We start from the raw sequence: 22,136 nt of genomic DNA on the forward strand, positions 1-22,136 counted from the left end.
AAAGATTTTCATTCGTTCAGTAGCCCTTTTGATAAAGGGCTTTTTTTGTTAGGATAGAAAAAATGCGTGTAGGAAGGATCTGATGGAATGAAGGGGCTTCGGCGATTACAAAAGGGCGATAAGATCGGTATTTTTTCACCTTCCAGTCCTGCATCAGCGACCTCGCCTCTTAGGTATCAGCGGGCGAAGAAGTGGCTTGAGCAAAAAGGATTCATTGTGATCCCAGGATCATTAACAGGAAAAGAGGATCACTACCGTTCCGGTACAATTCAAGAACGAGCTGATGAGCTGAATGAGCTGATGGCTAGAGAGGACTTGGCGTGCATCATGTCAATGATTGGCGGTACGAATTCAAATAGTTTGCTGCCTTATCTTGATTTTGAGCTGCTGAATCAACATCCGAAAATCATGATCGGTTATTCAGATGCGACAGCGATTCTACTGGCGGCGTATGAAAAAACGGGACTTCCTGTTTTCTACGGGCCGGCGCTTGTTCCTTCTTTTGGCGAGTTTGAACCGTTTGTCGATTATACATATCAGTCATTTGAGGACATCTTGATGTCTCCTCAAAGCATTCCTTATCAGATTGAAAAACCGCCTTTTTGGACAGATGAACGAATCAATTGGGAAGAAAAGACGCGTGACAAAAAGCAGCGTCCGAATGATTGGCTGTGCGTCATAGAGGGACAGGCAGAAGGCAGATTGATCGGAGGGAACCTGAATGCGATGTACGGCATTTGGGGAAGTGAGTTCATGCCAGCCATCCAAAACGGAGACATCCTCCTTATTGAAGATTGCATGAAAACCGCTTCTGTTGTAGAAAAGAATTTCTCTTTATTGAAAGTAAATGGAGTGTTTGAACGGGTGTCAGGGATTCTTTTAGGAAAACATGAGCTGTTTGATGATGAGGGGACGGGCAAAGAGCCTTACGAGATTTTGCTTGAGGTGCTCGGAGAGACGAAGAGACCACTCATCGCTGATTTTGACTGTGCCCATACGCACCCAATGCTTACGATGCCAATTGGGGCACAAGTGAAAATAGATACAGCTTCTAAACAAGTTTGGTTAACAGAAGAGTGGATATAAGAAAAAGAGCAGCCCGAGGCTGCTCTTTTTTATGAAACCTTTTCTTTCTCAAACGGCTGAAGAAGATCTTGCGCTTTTTTCCCTTCAACCACAATTAAGTAATCAGATTCTAAATGAGTGAGCCTGAAGGTTTCAAGCTCTACGATGTTCTTAATGCTGCACATTGTTTTTTTAGAATACACATATATACGATGCTGAGCCTGCTGGCACTTTTCATAAAGAGAAATAAGCTTATGTAAATTCAACGCTTTTGCAGCGATTCGGATTGAATAGATTTGAGACATCTTCATATCCTCCTGTTAATTACTTTCTCACAATAGCTTTGTTACCCCCATTTGTACAAAGGTAAACCTTTCTCTATGATTTCCATTCAATGGTTCCTCCGCCCGTCCGCTTATTGCCCCTAATCGCAGACAGCTCTTCGACTAGACGGAGCAGAGCCTGATCCTTTAATTTTGCTTCAATCATAAAATCTACATCAAGCCCATACGGTTTTAATGCTTGAAAAAGCGGTAAGACAAAGGCCATATCTACACCATCTGCATGACTGCGTATGGCTTTTTCTGATTTAGGTGAAGACAAGTGAATTTTGGGCGGAATGCCAGTCTTTGTCCAAGTGTCGAACATTCTTGGAAGGATGTCATCGAGTTCGGCATCGTCATCTTTATTTGCCACATGATGATGGTAATCAAAAACAAATGGAATGTCATGCTTTTCACATACGCCAAGCGTTTCGAGCGACGTATATGTTTTGTCATCGTTCTCAAGTGTCATCCTTGCTTTGATATGAGCCGGAAGCTGTTTGATATTTTCATCAAAGCGTTGAAGAGCCGATTCTTTATCGCCGTACGCTCCGCCTATATGAATATTCATGTAACCTTCCTTTTCGAGCTTCATTGCCTCAAGCATCTGATAATGGTACGTCATATCGATGACGGCATTGTCTGTAATTGAAGGTTTTGGGCTGGTAAACAAGGTGAATTGATTGGGGTGAAAGCTTACCCGTAAGTTGTGCCGTTTCACCAACTTGCCAATCTCAAGAAATTCTTTGTGAAAAGGTGTCACGAAGTCCCAGCGCACCTCGGGATGGGTCGCGAGCGGGACGATCGAGCTTGAAAAACGGTACAGCGGGATATCATGAGCAATGGCGAAGTAAAGCGTTCTTAATGTATTCATGAGATTGGCTTTCGTTGTTCGCAATAAAGCCTCTTTTCTTTCTTCCTTAGAGAGCTTGCTGTATCTTGCAAAGGTCAGCGACTTGGCAGGAGAAGCTTCCCACAGGGTGACGGCATTGGATACATAACCAAATCGATAACGCATAGGTCATCTCCTTTATAAAAAATACGAGAACATGGCGGCAACCCACTCAAGCGGCCGTGTGAAAAGAGGGCGCTTTGACAATGTTTCTTCTGTCAGGATCTCAGATACTTCCATATGCTCCCGAATCTTTTCCTCTACGTGTGCAGTAAAGTCGGAATCATCAATGGCCACATCTACTTCTTCGTTTAAAAACAAGCTTCGTTTATCAAAATTCGCGGTACTGATCATACAGCGGCTGTGATCAATCAATATGGCTTTCGAATGATAAAATCCTTTATAAAAACGATAAACAAGACATCCAGAGGCAATGAGATCCTTTAAATAATGAAAACCAGCCTCTTTGACAAGTGGATGATCCGCTTTCATTGGAATGATAATTTCAACTGTGACGCCCCGCTTTCGTGCATCAAGCAGCGCCTTCAGAAGTGGGGCTGATGGAATAAAATAAGGCGTACAGATGATGATCTGTTTCTTCGCCTGCTCAATATCTTGGAGAAATAAAGCTTCTAAAGAAAAACCGGCAGTCGCGCGTGTTGTGCATTGTAATGTTCCCGGTTCCAATGCAGGGAAAACCTCATATTGCAGCTGATGAATGCCAGACGACCGGTACAAATCATTCAGAAACACATGCTGGAGATCTGCGACAACCTGTCCAGTCATCCGCAAATGATAATCTTTCCAAATGCCAAAGCGGCCTTTTTTCCCAACATATTCATCGCCTATATTAAATCCGCCGATATAGCCAATCTTCCCATCAATCACCGTAATTTTACGGTGATTTCTCATGTTTAACCGGTAAATCAAAAAAGGAAAACGAGGCTTATTTAAAAAGTAAAATTGAATGCCGCTTCTTTCTAGCATGTCAATCGACTTTTGATCAAACGGATAGGAGCCTAATCGGTCGGTCAGCAAAAAGACGGAAACGCCTTGCTCCGCTTTGGCTTTCAATGCTTGGAACACCCTTTGACCAATCTTGTCGTTCTTTACAATAAAGAACATCATATGAATAGAAGAAGAGGCCTGCTGTATATCCGCAAGCAGCTGATCGAAAAATGGCTCGCCATCATGATAAAAGGTGGCATCGCCGCTTGTTTGGTCAAAAGACCGTTCAAATGCGTGCGTAGAAAAATATTTCTTTCCCATATAAAGGTCTAACATGACGAGCAAAACGATGGCAATGAGTACGAGTAGGATGATCAATGCGATCATGAAACTTCCTCCTTTTTTGCATATTTCAATAGTGTACCCAAACGCACAAAAAATATTGACTGAATACTCATTCATTATTTATGATAGAGGTACAACATGGAAACGGAACAAAGTGGGTTTTGGGGAATGAAAGGGGGAGCAAGATGAATAGCCTTTTAATCATCAACTTGATCGCATTTGCGGCGGTGACCGCTTACGCTGTGTATTTGTTTGTTTATCTCATTCGAACACGAGCGGCGTATATTCGTCTTGGTAAAAAAGAAGAGTTTCAACAAGACATGAAGAAACGCTTAGAGCGTGTTTGGGTCAATGTATTTGGGCAAAAGAAGCTGTTAAAGGACAAGAAGAGCGGCATCATTCATGTGCTGTTTTTCTACGGATTTATCCTTGTACAGTTCGGAGCCCTTGATTTTATTTTGAAGGGGCTTATTCCAGACAGCGGGCTTCCTTTAGGTCCGGTGTACGGCGCCTTTACGTTTTTCCAAGAGGTGGTCACACTTCTCATTTTAGTGGCCGTTGTATGGGCTTTCCATAGAAGATATGTGGAAAAACTTGTCCGTTTAAAACGAGGTTTTAAATCGGGTCTAGTGCTTTTATTTATTGGCGGATTAATGCTTACAGTCTTACTAGGGAACGGCATGAACATCATCTGGCATGGACACTCTCTATCACCAACTGAGCCAATCGCTTCTGGTATTGCTTTCTTGCTGGGCGGAATTTCACCTCTTGCGGCTGCGATTGTTTTTTATGCCGCATGGTGGATGCATCTGCTCATTTTGCTGACATTTTTAGTATATGTTCCTCAGTCAAAGCACGCCCATTTGATTGCAGGGCCTGTCAACGTATTTGTCAGCAGATTAGACCCGCCAGGCAAGCTGCAAAAAATCGATTTTGAAGATGAGACACAAGAGACCTTCGGTGTGGGAAAAATTGAAGACTTCCGTCAGTCTCAGCTGATTGATCTTTACGCCTGTGTGGAATGTGGGCGCTGCACGAATATGTGCCCGGCAACAGGGACAGGAAAGATGCTGTCTCCAATGGATTTGATTTTAAGGTTAAGAGATCATTTAACCAATAAAGGGGCCGCCATTACATCGAAAACACCTTGGGTCCCGCAGCTTGCCTTCAAGCAGACAACAGGAAACCAGTTGGCACTGCAGGCGAGAGGAGCAGGTGCGGAAGAGTCGGCTGCCAGCTCTATATACCATCCTTCTCTTATTGGAGAGGTCATTACAGAAGAAGAGATCTGGGCATGTACGACATGCCGAAACTGTGAAGACCAATGCCCTGTCATGAATGAACATGTCGACAAGATTATTGATATGCGCAGATATCTTGTGCTGACCGAAGGAAAAATGGACGCAGATGCACAGCGTGCCATGACAAGCATTGAGCGCCAAGGAAACCCGTGGGGATTGAACCGGAAAGAAAGAGAAAATTGGCGTGAACTGAGAGAAGATGTGCATGTGCCGACAGTGAAAGAGCTGAAAAAAGCAGAGCAAACCTTTGATTATTTATTCTGGGTTGGTTCAATGGGGGCATATGACAATCGAAGCCAAAAGATTGCACTTGCCTTTGCAAAACTCCTCAATGAAGCGGGGGTATCCTTTGCGATCCTAGGCAATAAAGAGAAAAACTCAGGCGATACACCAAGAAGACTCGGAAACGAATTTTTATTCCAAGAGCTTGCTGCAAAAAATATTGAAGAATTCCAGAAAAACGGCGTCACAAAGATCGTCACGATTGATCCACACGCCTACAACTTATTTAAAAATGAATATCCAGACTTTGGACTTGAGGCAGAAGTGTACCATCATACAGAATTACTGGCAGAGTTAGTGAAAGAAGGGAAAATAACGCCTGTACATGAAGTGAACGAGGTAATTACCTTCCACGACTCATGCTACTTAGGCAGATATAACGAAGTGTACGACCCGCCAAGAGATATTTTAAAAGCCATTCCAGGTGTGACGCTGAAAGAAATGGAACGCAACCGTGAAACTGGTATGTGCTGCGGTGCAGGCGGGGGCTTAATGTGGATGGAAGAGGAGACGGGTACCCGGATTAACACTGCACGAACGGAGCAGGCGCTACAGGTCCAGCCGTCCATCATCAGCTCAGGGTGTCCTTATTGCTTAACGATGCTGGGAGATGGGACGAAGGCGAAGGAAGTAGAGGAGCAGGTAGGCACATTTGATGTCGCCGAACTTCTTGAAAAATCAGTGTTTGGCGAGCCTGGAAAACAGGTGTCGTAAAGATGACAGGCCGATGAATAGGATGTTCATCGGCTTATCCATGGCGCTGTTACATCAGCTGCCTAGATGATATGTAAGCGGTAACAATTAGGAGGGACATACATGAGTACGACGGTCATTGTATCTGGAGCAAGAACACCATTTGGAAAACTAGGCGGTGCTCTCAGTGGTTTGACTGCCGTAGAACTAGGCGGTATAGCGATCAAGGCTGCACTGGAAAGAGTTTCGGGTTCTCATGAAATAGATGAGGTCATTATGGGAAGTGTTTTACAAGGAGGGCAAGGGCAGATTCCTTCAAGGCAAGCAGCAAGATATGCTGATCTTCCTTGGTATGTTCCAACACAAACCATCAATAAAGTCTGTGCATCAGGCATGCGCAGTGTGAGCACGGCAGATCAAATCATTCGAGCCGGTGATGCTGAGGTCATCGCGGCGGGCGGTATGGAATCCATGTCTCACGCTCCTTATCTGCTAAAAAAAGCGCGATGGGGCTACAAAATGGGAGATGGTGCAGTACAAGATGCGATGATTTTAGATGGCTTAACCTGTTCGTTTACAGGCGTTCATATGGGTGAGTATGGAAGTATGGCTGCAAAGGAGCTGGGCATCACGCGGGAAGAGCAGGATCTGTGGGCACTCAGAAGTCATGAACGGGCCATCGAAGCGCAAAAAAGTGGCTTTTTTCAACATGAAATCACCCCCGTCACTGTCAAAACAAAAACGGGAAAACGGCTGATCACAGAAGATGAATCTCCGCGGCGTGATACGTCATATGAACGGCTGTCAAAGCTCATGCCTGTTTTTGATCAGACAGGTACCATCACCGCTGGAAATGCACCAGGTGTCAATGATGGTGCAAGTGCACTTCTTCTAATGAAAGACACGTATGCTGCACGGCATGGTGTAAAGCCTATGGCAGTCGTTCTCGGTCATACTCAGGTTGCTGTAGAGGCGAAGGATTTCCCGAAAACACCAGCCCTTGCCATCGAGAAGCTTTTAAAGAAAACAGGAAAGCGCCTAGAGGATATCGATTTGGTTGAAATCAATGAGGCCTTTTCAGCTGTGGCTCTGGCATGTGAAAAAATGACCGGGATCGACCGGCGGAAAATGAATATCAACGGAGGGGCTGTCGCACTCGGTCATCCGATTGGGGCAAGCGGAACACGTATCATATTGACATTGATTCATGCATTAAGACAAAGAGGCGGTGGCATTGGCATTGCAGCGATTTGCAGTGGAGGCGGTCAAGGAGATGCGATCATGATAAAGGTAGATGAAAAGGGAGGCGTTTTTTGATGAGCATAGAAGAGACCGTTCTGGTCGTTGGAGCCGGTCAAATGGGATCAGGCATTGCCCAAGTGTTTGCACAGTCAGGCTATACAGTCCTGCTCCATGATGCATCAGAAAAGCAGATTCATCGAGCGATTTCCTCCATGACCAAACAACTGACGAAGCGGGCAGAAAAAGGAAAGCTGGCACATCAGGCAGTCCGAGATATCACGCAGCGACTTGCCGTATCCACAGATTTAAAAGACGTTCAGCAGGCTCATTTAGTGATTGAAGCTGCTTCTGAACAAATGAGTGTCAAAAAACAAATCTTTGAAACACTTGATCAATTTGCAGAGGCGGAGGCCATATTTGCGACAAATACGTCTTCCTTGTCGATCACAGAATTAGCAGCTGTGACGAGCAGACCGGAGAAAGTGATTGGCATGCATTTTATGAATCCCGTTCCTGTCATGAAACTCGTTGAAGTCATTCGCGCGCTGCAAACGAGTGATGACACATATCAATTTGTTTATGAAACAGCGAAGACATTAAACAAAACCCCAATTGAAGTGGAAGACTTCCCAGGGTTCGTCTCAAATCGCATATTGATGCCAATGATCAATGAAGCCATTTACACCCTATATGAAGGCGTGGCAGATGCAGAAAGCATTGATGGCGTGATGACACTAGGGATGAATCACCCAATGGGGCCGCTTCGTCTAGCTGATTTCATCGGATTGGATACATGTTTATTTATTATGAATACCCTTCACGAAGGACTTGGAGACAGCAAATATCGCCCTTGTCCTCTTTTGAAAAAATACGTGAATGCAGGCTGGCTTGGCAAAAAGACAAAGAGAGGTTTTTACACATACCACGACCACTCATAGGGGGAGTCAAGATGGATGTTATGCTTACGGATAAACAGCGTCTCTGGAGAGAACAGACAGCAGAATTTGCACGCCAGCGTGTATTCCCTGAAGTAGAAGCCATGGAACAAGGCCGGTTTCCAAAAACCCTTTTAAGTGAAATGGGAAGGCAAGGCTATCTAGGGATTCCAATACCAGCTTCGTATCAAGGCTTAGGAGCAGATTTTACAACGTATATCATCGCAATCCATGAATTATCGAAAGTGAGTGCGACCATCGGTGTCATTGTGTCCGTTCATACATCTGTTGTGACGATGCCTATTTTGACTTTTGGAACGAAGGAACAAAAAGAATCCTATGTCCCGCTGCTTGCATCAGGAGAGAAGCTAGGCGCCTTTTGTCTGACTGAACCAAAGGCTGGATCAGATGCCTCCAGTATTCAGTTAAGAGCAGAGCGGATGGGCAGCGATTATGTATTAAATGGGACGAAAATCTTTATCACAAGCGGCGGAGAAGCAGAGTTATATCTTGTCTTTGCGGTGACCGATCCGGCTTCTGCGAGAAAAAATATATCGGCGTTCATTGTAGAGAAAGATACGCCGGGATTTACGATTGGAAAAGATGAGAAAAAGATGGGACTGCACGGTTCAAAAACAGTCACGCTTCATTTTGATGGCGTGCGGATTCCAAAAGATCAGCTGCTGGGTGCAGAAGGAGAAGGCTTTCAAATTGCCATGTCTAGCTTAAATGCAGGGAGAATCGGAATTGCGGCTCAAAGCCTTGGCATTGCAGAAGCTGCTTTAACCGAGGCAGTCAGCTATTTAAAGCGACATCCAGCAGGTCTTGAAACGACCATTCGACTGGGCGATTTGGCGGCGAAGCTTGAGGCAGCTAAATTACTCGTCTATCAAGCGGCTTCTTTCAAAGAGGCCAATCGTCCCGTCACAAAGGAAGCATCAATGGCAAAGCTATTTGCGTCAAAAACGGCGGTGGAGATCAGTACAGAAGTGATCCATTTGCTAGGCATGGATGGTTATACGAATCGCTATCAAGCAGAACGTTACTTTCGTGATGCGAAAATTTGTGAAATCTATGAAGGAACAAGTGAAATACAAAGGCTGGTCATCTGTAAACAGCTAATATGAAACGAGGTGGCTCACGATGCAGTTCCAATTAAGTGACGAACATGAAATGATTCAAAAAATGGTGAGAGACTTTGCGAAAAATGAAGTGGAGCCAACAGCAGCAAAGCGAGACGAAACAGAGACATATGATCCATCTATTTTTCGCAAAATGGCAGAGCTTGGTTTAACGGGTATCCCTTGGCCGGAAGACGTGGGCGGAATCGGCAGTGACTATTTAGCCTACGTCATAGCAGTTGAGGAGCTTTCAAGAGTATGCGCCTCTACAGGCGTCACCCTGTCCGCCCATACATCTCTTGCTTCATGGCCAATCTATACATTCGGAACAGATGAACAAAAAGAGACCTATTTAAAGCCGCTTGCAGAAGGGCAGAAGATAGGAGCATATGCGCTCACAGAGAGTGGTTCAGGCTCAGATGCTGGCGGAATGAAGACAACGGCTGTCAAGGCAGGCAGTGAATATGTTCTGAACGGGGCGAAAATCTTTATTACAAATGGAGGCATTGCAGATTATTATATTGTGTTTGCCGTAACAGACCAAGGAGCTTCATCCCGAAATACAACTGCTTTTATTGTAGAAAAAGAGACACCTGGTTTTTCCGTTGGCAAAAAGGAAAGCAAACTGGGCATACGCTCATCCCCAACAACTGAAATTCGATTTGAAGATTGCCGGATTCATGAAAGAAACCGGCTCGGTCAAGAAGGAGAAGGATTCAAAATAGCCATGATGACGCTCGATGGCGGCAGAAACGGCATTGCTGCACAGGCAGTTGGGATTGCTCAAGGCGCTCTTGATGCGGCGGTTGATTATGCCAAGGAGCGTAAACAATTTGGCAAACCGATTATTCAGCAGCAAGGGATCGCCTTTAAGCTGGCTGATATGGCCACAGCGATTGAAGCATCAAGGCTGCTTACTTACCAAGCGGCATGGCTTGAAACGAAAGGCCTCCCGTATGGAAAGGAATCAGCCATGTCCAAGCTCTTTGCCGGTGATACAGCGATGAAGGTGACGACAGAAGCGGTTCAAATCTTCGGCGGGTACGGCTACACAAAGGATTACCCAGTCGAACGATACATGCGTGATGCGAAAATCACTCAAATATATGAAGGAACACAGGAAATCCAGCGTCTGGTCATCTCAAGGAAACTGCTAGATATGTAGAAAACAAGCAAAGACCACCTGAATGTGAGGTGGTCTGTTTTTGTGTCAAATGTGAAATGTCTCCAATATGATCTCATATTCAACTGAGCGTTATGGTAAAATTGGAAAAAATCAAAATGGAGGTTATCATGATGAGCACAACATTTATTGGCATTTTAGGGATAGTCACGATGATCATATGGATTATGGTCTCCACAGAGCTTTCAAAGTCTCCAAAACAGAAGGAAGAAAAAGAAAACAGCCACAGAAAACTCATTGTACTCATGTCTGCGGGCACTTTACTCACCTTACCTTTGGTTTTTTCATTAATTCAGAATATCCAGCTGTAACATATCCATTCGACTAAACCGCTGCGGGCTGTTTTGATTTCATCCATTTGAAAAAAACAAAACGGACAAGCGGTCCCATAATCAACATCTGCAAAGGGAGCGCCAAAATGACATTATGGCCGAAAATCGTAAAGTAGTCAGATAGAATCGATTGTGTTTGAAATCCTGCGCTGATGCTTTGAACTACATATCCGCATAAAGACATGAGACACACCATCCCAAACACGATGCAGATAGAAAGAGTGAGAATAAAATAGATTTTCTTGCCTTTTGGGGCAAAACGGCTGGCTGCTTTTTTTGCTGAAGGCCCAACAATACACATCTCAATCAACAAAGTGATGGCAAAACCGATCACATAGGTGAGTACACCTTCTAACCATGTCATATGTCCAAGCCGGCTATTTAGAAGTAGATTATAAAAGAACATCACTGAAAACATACAAAAACACATCAAGACACCAAATTGAATATCTTCTTTTTTTGTCATTGGCAATTCGATCAACCTCTCAAAATTAGTCTATTTATTATAGATTTCTGTTTCAATTCGTCGTAAGTGAACATTTTGTGAAGGAATAAATCCCCTTTTCTAAGAAGGATAAATGGCTTTATATTCATCTAAAGGGAAGACAAAAAAGCATGCAAAATGTGTGCTTCACACATGAATTATGCCAATTCGGCGCAAATGATTGACCGCTAGAGGCTTCTCTTGTGAAAAAATGAAAAATTAACATCGATAAAGGTGGCATAAACTCCCCTAATTTGTTTATAATGAGAGGTATGGTTTGTCGTAAGAATAAGGTATAAATACTTATTATTTCACTGATAAATGGATACATACATGTAATAGAAAGGGAGTGTCTGACCTTGAGTTTGAAAGAATACTCACAGGAACAGCTCAAACAAATGTCTTTAGTTGAACTTGCTTATGAAATTTTCAGAGACAGCAAAACACCAATTACGTTTTCCGAGTTAATAGATGAAATCGTCCGTTTGCAAGGAATACAAAAATCCGATCTAGATGATCGACTTGCTCAATTTTATACAGACTTAAATATAGATGGCCGCTTTATTTCGTTAGGTGATCAGAGATGGGGACTTCGCAGCTGGTATCCAGTTGATCAAATCGAAGAAGAAGTTCAGCCAGCTGTGAAAACAAAAGCGAAAAAGAAAAAAACAAAAGCAGCTGTCGTTGAAGACGACTTCGATGAAATCGAAGAGGAAGAAGAAATCGACGAGCTTGAAGAAGACCTTGATCTTGTTGAAGACGACGATGATCTCGACCTAGACGATGATGAAGAAATCGATGAAGATCTTGAAGACTTCGACGAAGATGATGATGAAGATGATGACGGCTTAACGGAGATTGATGAAGACGATTTAGACGATGAAGAGGAAGAGAAATAACCCTCTCAAACCGGTCCTCAAAACAGGACAAAACCGTCTTGACTTTCCTGAGCGAACTATGTAGTATGTATTTTGGGCTCTCTAAAAAAGAGTACGTAAAGATACGTTCATTTACGCTCCCTTTCATTTATTTGAAAGGGAGCTTTCTTATTTTTCAAGAGATTTAGGGATACACTCTAAAAAGGATGAAGCTGTGCATGCGTAGACATGCAAGGGTAAAAAAGAGAGGAGCATACGAAATGACAAAGTATATTTTTGTAACAGGAGGAGTTGTTTCCTCACTTGGAAAAGGAATCACGGCTGCTTCGTTAGGCCGCCTTCTGAAAAATAGAGGGATGGATGTCACCATTCAAAAATTCGATCCATACATCAACGTAGACCCAGGGACAATGAGTCCATACCAGCACGGTGAGGTTTTTGTCACAGATGATGGTGCTGAAACAGATCTTGACTTAGGTCACTACGAGCGTTTCATTGATATTAACTTAAATAAGTACAGCAACGTCACAACTGGTAAAATCTACTCAACTGTTCTGAAGAAAGAGCGCCGCGGTGACTACTTAGGTGGAACAGTACAGGTCATTCCCCACATTACAAATGAAATCAAAGACCGCGTGTACCGTGCCGGAAAAGAAACGGGTGCAGATGTGGTTATTACAGAAATCGGCGGAACAGTAGGAGATATCGAATCCCTTCCATTCCTTGAAGCCATTCGTCAAATGAAGAGTGACATCGGCCGCGAAAACGTGATGTACATTCATTGTACCCTCGTTCCTTACATCCGTGCAGCGGGTGAATTGAAAACAAAACCAACACAGCATAGTGTAAAAGAACTTCGCAGTCTTGGTATTCAGCCAAATGTCATCGTGGTCAGAACGGAAATGCCATTGGCACAAGATATGAAGGACAAAATTGCACTGTTTTGTGATATTGATACAAAAGCTGTTATCGAATGTCAGGATGCAGACACGCTTTACTCTATTCCGCTTGATTTACAAAAACAAGGGCTGGACAAGCTAGTATGTGAACATATGAAACTTGACTGCCAAGATGCGGACATGACAGAGTGGACAGCACTTGTTGATAAAGTGCAAAACCTTTCAAAACAAGTCACAATTGGTCTTGTAGGGAAATATGTTGAGCTGCAAGATGCTTATATTTCTGTCGTTGAATCACTTCGTCATGCTGGTTATGCGTTTGATGCAGATGTTCAAATTAAATGGATCAATGCAGAAGAAGTGACAGCAGAGAATATCGCTGATTTCGTACAAGATGTTGACGGCATCATTGTTCCTGGAGGCTTCGGAGACCGCGGAGTAGAAGGGAAAATCATTGCTACACAATTTGCCCGTGAAAACAAAGTGCCATTCTTCGGAATCTGCTTAGGAATGCAAGTGGCATCAATCGAATACGCGAGAAACGTATTAGGCCTTGAAGGAGCTCATTCAGCGGAAATTGATCCTGAAACAGCATTCCCAATCATTGACCTTCTTCCAGAACAGAAGGATGTAGATGATCTAGGCGGAACACTTCGTCTTGGTCTATATCCTTGTAAATTAAATGAAGACTCAAAAGCATTTGCTGCATACAATGACGAAGTGGTCTACGAACGCCACCGTCATCGTTACGAATTTAATAACGAATACAGACAGCAAATGGAAGCAGCAGGCTTCGTCTTCTCTGGTACAAGCCCAGACGGACGTCTTGTTGAAATTATCGAGCTGAAGGATCACCCTTGGTTCCTTGCTTCTCAGTTCCACCCAGAATTCGTTTCAAGACCGACAAGACCACAGCCATTATTTAGAGATTTCGTTGGTGCTTCACTACAAGCATCTGAATCAAAATAAAACAAAAAACTGCCGAGAATATCACTTCTCGGCAGTTTTTTTATTCATATTCCTCCACGATCTCCTTCACAGTAAACGATAGGGCGTGGTAGACGTATAAGCAGGTCATTAAAGCAGGAAAACCAAACCTTGTCCCATCTTCAGCGGGCACAAGCGGTTTCTTGAGCTGAAAATCAATGTGGACATCACAATGCTCTTCAATCGTGGACGGCTCCTTTTGTGCCGGCCCTACACCAACAACGGGTGTACCTTGTTCGTGCAGCTCTTTAACAAGAGATTGAATTTCCTGATCTTCTGGGTCTGAATAAAATAGCAGCACCCTGTCACTAGGTTGAAGTAAGCTGCGCTCCTTTTGATCGAGCGGCAGCACTTTCGCACCGGGAAACGGCTCATTGCTTTCAGATGCCTCTAGGGCGACAGCAGCCAGTTCATTCTTTCCGTGAAAATAAACGGCATGTCCACTGACAACAGCCTGTGCAAGAAGGCGTGCACCGTCCTCAATCGCTTCAGCCTGCTTTTCTCCAATACGTGAAAAAATACCTGATAACTGGGTCGTAAAAATTTTTAACAAGACTCATTTCCTCCTTCGGTCAGATCATTTTATAATAGAATATAAAGAGAATATTAGGAAAAATGCTCAGAAAATGTCGTAAAGTAAACTATTATAATTAAAGGAAATGTGAAAATCAAACAGAATTATTTAACAACAGCTCTTTTTATGGCGAAAAATGAAAGCAATGGGGTGTAACAGATGAATGAGAAAATTTTAATTGTCGATGATCAGTACGGTATTAGAATATTATTGAATGAAGTGTTTCATAAAGAAGGCTATCAAACCTTCCAAGCTGCCAATGGACTACAAGCATTAGATATTGTGAAAAATCATAGACCGAACCTTGTCCTGCTTGATATGAAAATCCCCGGGATGGATGGTATCGAAATTTTAAAACGGATGAAATTAATTGATGAAGATATCCGTGTCATCATTATGACAGCCTATGGCGAATTAGATATGATCCAAGAATCCAAAGAACTAGGTGCATTGACGCACTTCGCTAAGCCGTTTGATATTGATGAAATCCGAGATGCTGTCAAAGAATACTTGCCGCTTGAAACAAATGGCTAGATGGAAATGATTGAATCGAGTCATTCTGTTGCCGATTTGTCGAATAATTGGTATCCTATAAAGGAAGAAGAAAGCGATCTGACTTTGAAAGTTTACATATGGCGAGAAATTCTGGTCATGCTAGGGTGGAGAGCTTTTTTTAGCAAGCAAATTAGCTACATAGGGAGGATTTTTCATCATGCCTTTAGTTTCAATGACAGAAATGTTGAAAGACGCAAAGGAAAAAGGTTACGCTGTTGGACAGTTTAACTTAAATAACTTAGAATTCACGCAAGCGATTTTACAAGCTGCTGAAGAAGAGAAATCTCCTGTTATCTTAGGAGTATCTGAAGGAGCAGGACGCTACATGGGCGGCTTCAAAACAGTTGTCGCAATGGTTAAAGCGTTAATCGAAGAATATAATGTAACAGTTCCTGTTGCGATTCATTTAGATCACGGTTCAAGCTTTGAATCTTGTGCAAAAGCGATTCATGCAGGATTTACTTCTGTCATGATCGATGCTTCTCACCACCCATTTGATGAGAATGTGGAAACAACTGCGAAAGTTGTTGAACTTGCACATTTCCATGGTGTGTCTGTTGAAGCTGAACTTGGAACTGTTGGTGGGCAAGAAGATGACGTCATCGCTGAGGGCGTTATTTATGCTGATCCAAAAGAGTGCCAAGAGCTTGTAGAACGCACTGGTATTGACTGCCTTGCACCTGCATTAGGTTCAGTACATGGTCCATACAAAGGTGAACCAAACCTTGGTTTCGCTGAAATGGAAGAAATCGGTAAAACGACTGGTCTTCCACTTGTTCTTCACGGCGGAACAGGTATCCCAACTGCTGACATCAAGCGTGCAATTTCACTTGGTACAGCAAAAATCAATGTAAACACTGAAAACCAAATTGCTTCTGCGAAAGCAGTACGCGAAACACTTGCTGCAAAAACAGAAGAGTATGATCCACGTAAATATCTTGGACCAGCTCGTGACGCAATTAAAGCGACTGTTATCGGCAAAATGCGCGAATTTGGTTCTTCTAACCAAGCATAATTTGATGAGAACCGAAAGCCGCCTGAGTCACAGGCGGTTTTCTCCATATCTCGAGAAAGCGCAATCAAATTTACATTTCAGACAATTTATTGATAGGAGAGTGGCACAGTTATGTTATTTTTCGTAGATACAGCAAATATTGAAGACATCAAAGAGGCGCACGAGCTTGGCATTTTAGCAGGCGTCACAACAAACCCTAGTTTAGTAGCGAAAGAAAAGAACGTATCATTCCACGACCGCCTTCGCGAAATCACTGACGTGGTATCAGGCTCTGTCAGTGCAGAAGTGATTTCCTTAAAAGCAGAGGAAATGATTGAAGAAGGAAAAGAGCTTGCTGCTATCGCACCAAATATCACGGTCAAAATTCCAATGACTACAGATGGCCTTAAAGCTGTTAAAGCATTAACGGACCTTGGAATTAAAACAAACGTCACATTGATTTTTAGTGCAAACCAGGCACTTCTTGCAGCTAGAGCTGGTGCGACGTATGTTTCTCCATTCCTTGGCCGCTTAGATGACATTGGCCAAAATGGTCTTGATCTCATCAGCGAAGTGAAAACTATTTTTGATGTTCATGGATTAGATACACAAATCATTGCTGCATCCATTCGTCACCCGCAGCATGTGACAGAAGCTGCGCTTAGAGGTGCTCATATCGGCACAATGCCGCTGAAAGTCATCAAGCAGCTGACGAAACACCCATTAACGGATGCAGGCATTGAGCAATTTTTAGCAGACTGGAATAAATAAATGATTGTGGCAGGCGGGATCGTCTCTCGTTTGCCGCAGTTTTCCTTATAAACGCTAAGAAATGTTTTGTGCAAAGAAGAGAACATCACAGCCTCGCAAAGCTTCGATTATTTTTCTTCCGACAAATTTCGTTTAACCTGTATTCTTTCTCTTGATATTGGCTAAATTTTGGACAAGACCTTTTAAAGCGCGACATCCACAAACAGTATAACTCCAACAGTGATCTTCTTTAAGAAGGGAGACAAATATGGAAAAGTTAAACATTGCCGGCGGTGATCCCTTGCGCGGGACCGTACATATTAGTGGTGCGAAAAATAGTGCTGTGGCACTGATTCCTGCCACGATTCTCGCTGATTCTCCAGTAACCATTGAAGGCCTTCCGCATATATCAGATATCGACACATTGCGAGATCTGTTAGAAGAAATTGGCGGAAAGGTCACTTTTGAAAAAGGTGAAATGGTTGTTAATCCTGTTTCCATGATCAGTATGCCGCTTCCTAATGGAAAAGTGAAGAAACTGCGTGCATCCTATTATTTAATGGGAGCCATGCTGGGAAGATTCAAGCAGGCTGTCATCGGACTGCCAGGAGGATGTCACTTAGGACCTAGACCGATTGATCAGCATATCAAAGGCTTTGAAGCACTCGGAGCCGAGGTGACAAACGAGCAGGGTGCGATTTATTTGCGCGCTGAAAAATTAGTCGGAGCCCGGATTTATCTTGATGTTGTCAGTGTAGGTGCGACAATCAACATCATGCTGGCAGCCGTACTGGCTGAAGGAAAAACCGTGATTGAAAATGCTGCAAAGGAACCCGAAATTATTGATGTAGCGACACTGCTTGCAAGCATGGGTGCCAAAATCAAAGGTGCGGGGACCGATGTCATTCGAATCGAAGGTGTAGAATCCCTTCATGGCTGTAAGCATTCAATCATCCCTGACCGCATCGAAGCAGGAACATTTTTAATAGCTGGTGCAGCGATGGGAGATGAAGTTGTACTTGATAATGTGATCCCAACTCATTTAGAATCAATTACGGCGAAACTTAGAGAAATGGGGTTCACCATTGAAACGAGCAACGATCAGATGCTGATCGTTGGCAGAAACGAAGGACTCAAGCCTGTCGATATCAAAACCCTTGTGTATCCGGGCTTTCCGACTGACCTTCAACAGCCGATGACGGCGCTGTTAACAAAAGCGAAAGGCACGAGTGTGGTCACAGATACGATCTACTCAGCTCGCTTTAAGCACATTGACGAATTGCGCCGAATGGGTGCAAACATGAAGGTCGAAGGAAGATCCGCTATTATTACCGGACAAACGCAGCTTCAAGGAGCAAAGGTCAAAGCAAGTGATCTGCGTGCAGGAGCTTGTCTTGTTGTCGCAGGGCTAATGGCAGACGGTGTGACCGAAATCACAGGGCTTGAACATATAGACAGAGGATATAGTTTGCTTGAGAAGAAGCTTGAAGGCTTGGGTGCAACCATCTGGCGTGAAAAGCTGAATGACCAAGAAATAGAAGAACTTCAAAATTCATAAGGCTTTGACTGTGAGAGGAGATTTTGACAAAAATGGAAAGAAGTTTATCGATGGAACTAGTACGGGTGACAGAAGCAGCTGCATTAAAATCTGCCCGTTGGATGGGAAGAGGATTAAAAGACGAAGCGGATGATGCTGCAACAAGTGCAATGCGTGATGTATTTGACACCATTCCGATGAAGGGAACAGTGGTGATTGGCGAAGGGGAAATGGACGAAGCACCAATGCTTTATATTGGGGAAAAGCTTGGGAACGGATATGGACCTCGCGTGGATGTCGCTGTTGATCCATTAGAAGGAACAAACATTGTGGCAAGCGGCGGCTGGAATGCCTTAGCTGTCATTGCAGTTGCAGATCATGGCAATCTGCTGAATGCACCTGATATGTACATGGATAAGATCGCAGTAGGTCCAGAAGCGGTAGGCTGCATCGATATTGAAGCGCCTGTCATTGATAATCTTCGCGCTGTTGCAAAAGCGAAAAACAAAGATATTGAAGATGTGGTTGCAACGATTTTAAACAGAGATCGACATGAAAAAATTATTGCTGAACTGAGAGAAGCAGGAGCAAGAATTAAACTGATCGATGATGGTGACGTTGCAGGAGCCATTAATACAGCATTTGATCACACAGGTGTTGATATTCTATTTGGTTCAGGCGGAGCGCCTGAGGGTGTCCTTTCTGCTGTTGCATTAAAGGCACTTGGTGGTGAAATTCATGGTAAGCTTCTTCCTCAAAGTGAAGAAGAATTAAGACGCTGTGAGAAAATGGGGCTGGATGTTGGTAAAGTCCTCAGAATGGAAGATCTCGTAAAAGGAGATGACGCCATTTTTGCAGCGACAGGTGTAACAGACGGGGAATTACTTAAAGGTGTTCAATTCAAAGGCTCTGTTGGAACAACACATAGTGTTGTCATGCGTGCGAAATCGGGTACAGTTCGTTTCGTAGACGGCAGACACAGCTTAAAGAAAAAACCGAATCTTGTCATTCGTCCGTAATCTGAAAGCGGGTATTCATTACCCGCTTTTCATATAGGTGTCAAATGTATATCATTTTCTTTTTAAAGTTGAATATTCTCTGCAAATGAGGTAAAACTAAAGAGTGCTGCGAAATTTTCTGCGAATTTACTTCTTTTAAGCTTCAACAAGTTTAAATACTGCCGCATCATGACGATATACTCATTATCCTTCTCTATGTTAAAAAAGCTCTATTTCACATTGTTCCTATCTTTCACGATAAAACGAGTGGGAGCGTTACCATCAGAGCGAGGTCATTCCAACAACAACGGAATTAAAAAGCTAATCAAATACAATGGTCATGCATTTGTAAAGAAATACATTGACTAGAAAAGTGTGGTGTCCATATTGAAAGATGTTTCGATTTCATCTTTGGAAAATATGAAATTAAAAGAGCTGTATGAGTTAGCAAAACGATACAAAATCTCTTATTACAGCAAACTAACAAAAAAAGAATTAATTTTTGCCATCTTAAAGGCGAATGCTGAGCAAGAGGATCTCTTATTTATGGAAGGGGTTCTTGAAATTATTCAGTCTGAGGGATTTGGTTTCTTAAGACCGATTAACTACTCCCCAAGTTCTGAAGACATTTATATTTCAGCTTCACAAATCAGACGCTTTGATTTACGAAATGGAGATAAAGTGTCTGGAAAGGTACGACCTCCAAAAGAGAATGAACGCTACTATGGCCTCCTTCATGTAGAAGCGGTAAATGGGGACGACCCAGAATCAGCAAAGGAACGTGTTCACTTTCCTGCACTCACACCGCTATTTCCTGACCGTCAAATGATTCTTGAAACACAGCCTAATCACCTGTCTACTAGAATTATGGACATGATGGCGCCAGTTGGATTTGGACAGCGTGGTTTAATCGTTGCACCGCCTAAGGCTGGGAAAACTATTTTGCTTAAAGAAATTGCCAACAGCATTTCTGAAAATCACCCAGAGGCAGAGCTGATTGTCCTTTTGATTGATGAACGACCAGAAGAAGTAACAGATATCGAACGTTCTGTTGCAGGGGATGTTGTTAGTTCAACCTTTGACGAAGTACCGGAAAACCACATTAAAGTAGCAGAGCTTGTCTTAGAGCGTGCGATGCGTCTTGTTGAACATAAAAAAGATGTCATCATCTTAATGGACAGCATCACAAGGCTTGCTCGTGCATACAACCTTGTGATTCCGCCAAGCGGCCGAACGCTTTCAGGTGGTATTGATCCAGCGGCTTTCCATCGTCCAAAACGCTTCTTTGGTGCTGCGCGTAACATTGAAGAAGGCGGAAGCTTGACGATTTTAGCCACTGCACTTGTTGATACAGGATCACGTATGGATGACGTGATTTATGAAGAGTTTAAAGGAACTGGAAACATGGAGCTTCATTTGGACCGTTCTTTGGCCGAAAGAAGAATTTTCCCTGCGATCGACATTCGCCGTTCTGGTACGAGAAAAGAAGAACTGCTTGTGCCAAAAGAGCATCTTGATCGTCTATGGGCGATGAGAAAATCGATGTCAGATACACCTGACTTCGCTGAGAAGTTCATGCGTAAAATGAGAAAAACAAAGACAAACCAAGAATTTTTCGATATTTTAACGCAAGAATGGAAACAAGCCAATATGTCTGCATCAAGAAGATAGCTTCCCTGAAAAAATACATTTGCAATCATAGACTTACACTGTTATAATTTTATCATGTGCGTTTCAGAATTTATTTCTGAGATATTAACTCTGTTTCCGAATTGGATTCAGGGCGGAAGGAGATGACAGTAGATGAAAACAGGAATTCATCCTAACTACAAAAAAGCTACAGTCAAATGCGCTTGTGGAAATGAGTTTGAAACTGGATCAGTAAAAGAAGAGGTACGCATCGAGATTTGCTCTGAGTGCCATCCTTTCTATACAGGCCGTCAAAAATTCGCTTCTGCTGATGGACGTGTTGACCGCTTTAACAAAAAATACGGTCTTAAGTAATAATAGATACAATAAACAGGCAGGAATCCGTTCTTGCCTGTTTTTTTACGTGGATTGATGGAACTTTAAAACGGGGGAGAAGACCTTATGTATGTGATGAAACAAAGCGGTTGGCTTGAAGTCATCTGCGGTAGTATGTTTTCTGGAAAGTCGGAAGAATTGATTCGGAGAGCCAAAAGGGCCACCTTTGCCAAACAAGAAGTAAAAATATTCAAACCATCGATTGATAACCGATATAGTACAAGCTCAGTTGTGTCACATAACGGTTCATCATTAGATGGGATTGCAGTAGCCTCACCAAAAGACATAATAACGCACATATCAGAAAGAACCGATGTCATTGGCATTGATGAGGTGCAATTTTTTGATGAGACAATCATTGACATTGTCACTCAATTGGCTGACCAAGGCTACCGAGTCATTGTTGCAGGCCTGGATCAAGACTTCAGAGGAGAGCCATTTGGTGTTGTTCCGCATTTAATGGCATGTGCAGAGCTTGTAACAAAACTTCAAGCAGTTTGTTCGGTATGCGGCTCCCCAGCGAGTAGAACACAACGCTTGATCGACGGTAAACCCGCATCCTATGATGATCCTATTATTTTAGTAGGTGCGCAGGAATCATACGAAGCACGATGCAGACATCACCATGAAGTACCAAGACTTGATGTTGGTACAACACTTGACAAATAAAAAAATAGCAAATGCCGCTGTGTTTCGTTTTTCGAGATTTTGGCTAAACACCCATCATTTGTACTTAAATAAATTAAATAACACTACGATTAAATTATCTAATTTTCAACGCTTGCGTTTTGTT

The 22,136-nt window shown here is 43.1% G+C and carries 22 protein-coding genes; 17 read left to right on the forward strand and 5 right to left on the reverse strand.

Going from position 1 to position 22,136, the window contains the following annotated elements; genetic code table 11:
* Window positions 1-87: 87 nt before the first annotated feature.
* Entirely contained in the window at window positions 88-1,086 is a 999-nt protein-coding gene (locus tag OIT90_RS01925; RefSeq protein ID WP_474892206.1) for a S66 family peptidase, read from the forward strand.
* Window positions 1,087-1,115: 29 nt separating this feature from the next.
* Here OIT90_RS01925 and OIT90_RS01930 read toward each other — a convergent pair whose 3' ends face one another.
* The 3 genes from OIT90_RS01930 to cls form a co-directional block, all read right to left on the reverse strand.
* Window positions 1,116-1,370, reverse strand: a complete 255-nt coding sequence (locus OIT90_RS01930) for a hypothetical protein (RefSeq protein WP_039182170.1) — start codon at window positions 1,368-1,370, stop codon at window positions 1,116-1,118.
* 73 nt (window positions 1,371-1,443) lie between these two features.
* Window positions 1,444-2,406: a UV DNA damage repair endonuclease UvsE gene (gene uvsE / locus OIT90_RS01935; protein WP_474892207.1), complete on the reverse strand. Its 963-nt coding sequence runs from the start codon at window positions 2,404-2,406 to the stop codon at window positions 1,444-1,446.
* Between the two features lie 12 nt (window positions 2,407-2,418).
* Entirely contained in the window at window positions 2,419-3,615 is a 1,197-nt protein-coding gene (cls, locus tag OIT90_RS01940) for a cardiolipin synthase (protein ID WP_474892208.1), read from the reverse strand.
* Between the two features lie 143 nt (window positions 3,616-3,758).
* Here cls and OIT90_RS01945 point away from each other — a divergent pair, with 143 nt between their 5' ends.
* The 6 genes from OIT90_RS01945 to OIT90_RS01970 all read left to right on the forward strand — a co-directional run bounded on the left by OIT90_RS01945 (window position 3,759) and on the right by OIT90_RS01970 (window position 10,641).
* Window positions 3,759-5,870, forward strand: a complete 2,112-nt coding sequence (locus OIT90_RS01945) for a heterodisulfide reductase-related iron-sulfur binding cluster (RefSeq protein WP_212043493.1) — start codon at window positions 3,759-3,761, stop codon at window positions 5,868-5,870.
* 102 nt (window positions 5,871-5,972) lie between these two features.
* Entirely contained in the window at window positions 5,973-7,166 is a 1,194-nt protein-coding gene (locus tag OIT90_RS01950) for an acetyl-CoA C-acetyltransferase (RefSeq protein WP_474892209.1), read from the forward strand.
* Window positions 7,166-8,029: a 3-hydroxybutyryl-CoA dehydrogenase gene (locus OIT90_RS01955; RefSeq protein WP_039182159.1), complete on the forward strand. Its 864-nt coding sequence runs from the start codon at window positions 7,166-7,168 to the stop codon at window positions 8,027-8,029. Before OIT90_RS01950 ends, OIT90_RS01955 begins: the two co-directional genes overlap by 1 nt.
* 11 nt (window positions 8,030-8,040) lie before the next feature.
* Complete coding sequence (locus tag OIT90_RS01960) at window positions 8,041-9,153, forward strand: acyl-CoA dehydrogenase family protein (RefSeq protein ID WP_039182157.1); 1,113 nt, start codon at window positions 8,041-8,043, stop codon at window positions 9,151-9,153.
* 16 nt (window positions 9,154-9,169) lie between these two features.
* Window positions 9,170-10,312: an acyl-CoA dehydrogenase gene (locus OIT90_RS01965; protein WP_039182155.1), complete on the forward strand. Its 1,143-nt coding sequence runs from the start codon at window positions 9,170-9,172 to the stop codon at window positions 10,310-10,312.
* Window positions 10,313-10,443: 131 nt separating this feature from the next.
* Complete coding sequence (locus OIT90_RS01970; RefSeq protein WP_251180984.1) at window positions 10,444-10,641, forward strand: hypothetical protein; 198 nt, start codon at window positions 10,444-10,446, stop codon at window positions 10,639-10,641.
* A 13-nt stretch (window positions 10,642-10,654) separates the two neighbouring features.
* On the opposite strand, the gene OIT90_RS01975 is transcribed toward OIT90_RS01970, so the two are convergent.
* Window positions 10,655-11,128 carry a DUF2798 domain-containing protein gene (locus OIT90_RS01975; RefSeq protein WP_474892323.1) on the reverse strand — a complete coding sequence of 158 codons (474 nt, stop codon included), beginning with the start codon at window positions 11,126-11,128 and terminating at the stop codon, window positions 10,655-10,657.
* Window positions 11,129-11,505: 377 nt separating this feature from the next.
* On the opposite strand from OIT90_RS01975, the gene rpoE reads away from it, so the two are divergent.
* Together rpoE and pyrG are read left to right on the forward strand one after the other, a co-directional pair.
* On the forward strand, window positions 11,506-12,045 hold the full coding sequence (gene rpoE, locus OIT90_RS01980) for a DNA-directed RNA polymerase subunit delta (protein WP_058838549.1): 540 nt from the start codon (window positions 11,506-11,508) through the stop codon (window positions 12,043-12,045).
* Window positions 12,046-12,284: 239 nt separating this feature from the next.
* Window positions 12,285-13,892 (forward strand): glutamine hydrolyzing CTP synthase, encoded by a 1,608-nt coding sequence (pyrG, locus tag OIT90_RS01985; RefSeq protein ID WP_039182151.1) that lies wholly within the window; start codon window positions 12,285-12,287, stop codon window positions 13,890-13,892.
* A 40-nt stretch (window positions 13,893-13,932) separates the two neighbouring features.
* Here pyrG and OIT90_RS01990 read toward each other — a convergent pair whose 3' ends face one another.
* Entirely contained in the window at window positions 13,933-14,463 is a 531-nt protein-coding gene (locus tag OIT90_RS01990; protein WP_039182149.1) for a DUF2529 domain-containing protein, read from the reverse strand.
* 180 nt (window positions 14,464-14,643) lie between these two features.
* Between OIT90_RS01990 and OIT90_RS01995 the strand changes: the two genes are divergently transcribed.
* From OIT90_RS01995 to OIT90_RS02030, 8 genes are all read left to right on the forward strand, one after another.
* Window positions 14,644-15,018 (forward strand): response regulator, encoded by a 375-nt coding sequence (locus OIT90_RS01995; RefSeq protein ID WP_003214681.1) that lies wholly within the window; start codon window positions 14,644-14,646, stop codon window positions 15,016-15,018.
* Between the two features lie 178 nt (window positions 15,019-15,196).
* Window positions 15,197-16,054: a class II fructose-bisphosphate aldolase gene (locus OIT90_RS02000; RefSeq protein WP_024423748.1), complete on the forward strand. Its 858-nt coding sequence runs from the start codon at window positions 15,197-15,199 to the stop codon at window positions 16,052-16,054.
* Window positions 16,055-16,165: 111 nt separating this feature from the next.
* Window positions 16,166-16,804, forward strand: a complete 639-nt coding sequence (gene fsa, locus OIT90_RS02005; RefSeq protein WP_039182147.1) for a fructose-6-phosphate aldolase — start codon at window positions 16,166-16,168, stop codon at window positions 16,802-16,804.
* Window positions 16,805-17,051: 247 nt separating this feature from the next.
* Window positions 17,052-18,341: a UDP-N-acetylglucosamine 1-carboxyvinyltransferase gene (locus OIT90_RS02010; protein ID WP_024423746.1), complete on the forward strand. Its 1,290-nt coding sequence runs from the start codon at window positions 17,052-17,054 to the stop codon at window positions 18,339-18,341.
* 32 nt (window positions 18,342-18,373) lie between these two features.
* Window positions 18,374-19,339 carry a class II fructose-bisphosphatase gene (gene glpX, locus OIT90_RS02015; RefSeq protein WP_012011567.1) on the forward strand — a complete coding sequence of 322 codons (966 nt, stop codon included), beginning with the start codon at window positions 18,374-18,376 and terminating at the stop codon, window positions 19,337-19,339.
* 366 nt (window positions 19,340-19,705) lie between these two features.
* Complete coding sequence (gene rho / locus OIT90_RS02020) at window positions 19,706-20,989, forward strand: transcription termination factor Rho (protein WP_008354975.1); 1,284 nt, start codon at window positions 19,706-19,708, stop codon at window positions 20,987-20,989.
* A 132-nt stretch (window positions 20,990-21,121) separates the two neighbouring features.
* Complete coding sequence (gene rpmE, locus OIT90_RS02025; RefSeq protein ID WP_003215407.1) at window positions 21,122-21,322, forward strand: 50S ribosomal protein L31; 201 nt, start codon at window positions 21,122-21,124, stop codon at window positions 21,320-21,322.
* A gap of 87 nt (window positions 21,323-21,409) precedes the next feature.
* A complete protein-coding gene (locus tag OIT90_RS02030; RefSeq protein WP_024426350.1) occupies window positions 21,410-22,012 on the forward strand; it encodes a thymidine kinase in 603 nt (200 codons plus the stop codon).
* The last annotated feature ends 124 nt before the right edge of the window (window positions 22,013-22,136 follow it).

This window comes from Bacillus sp. ABR (genome assembly GCF_056172715.1).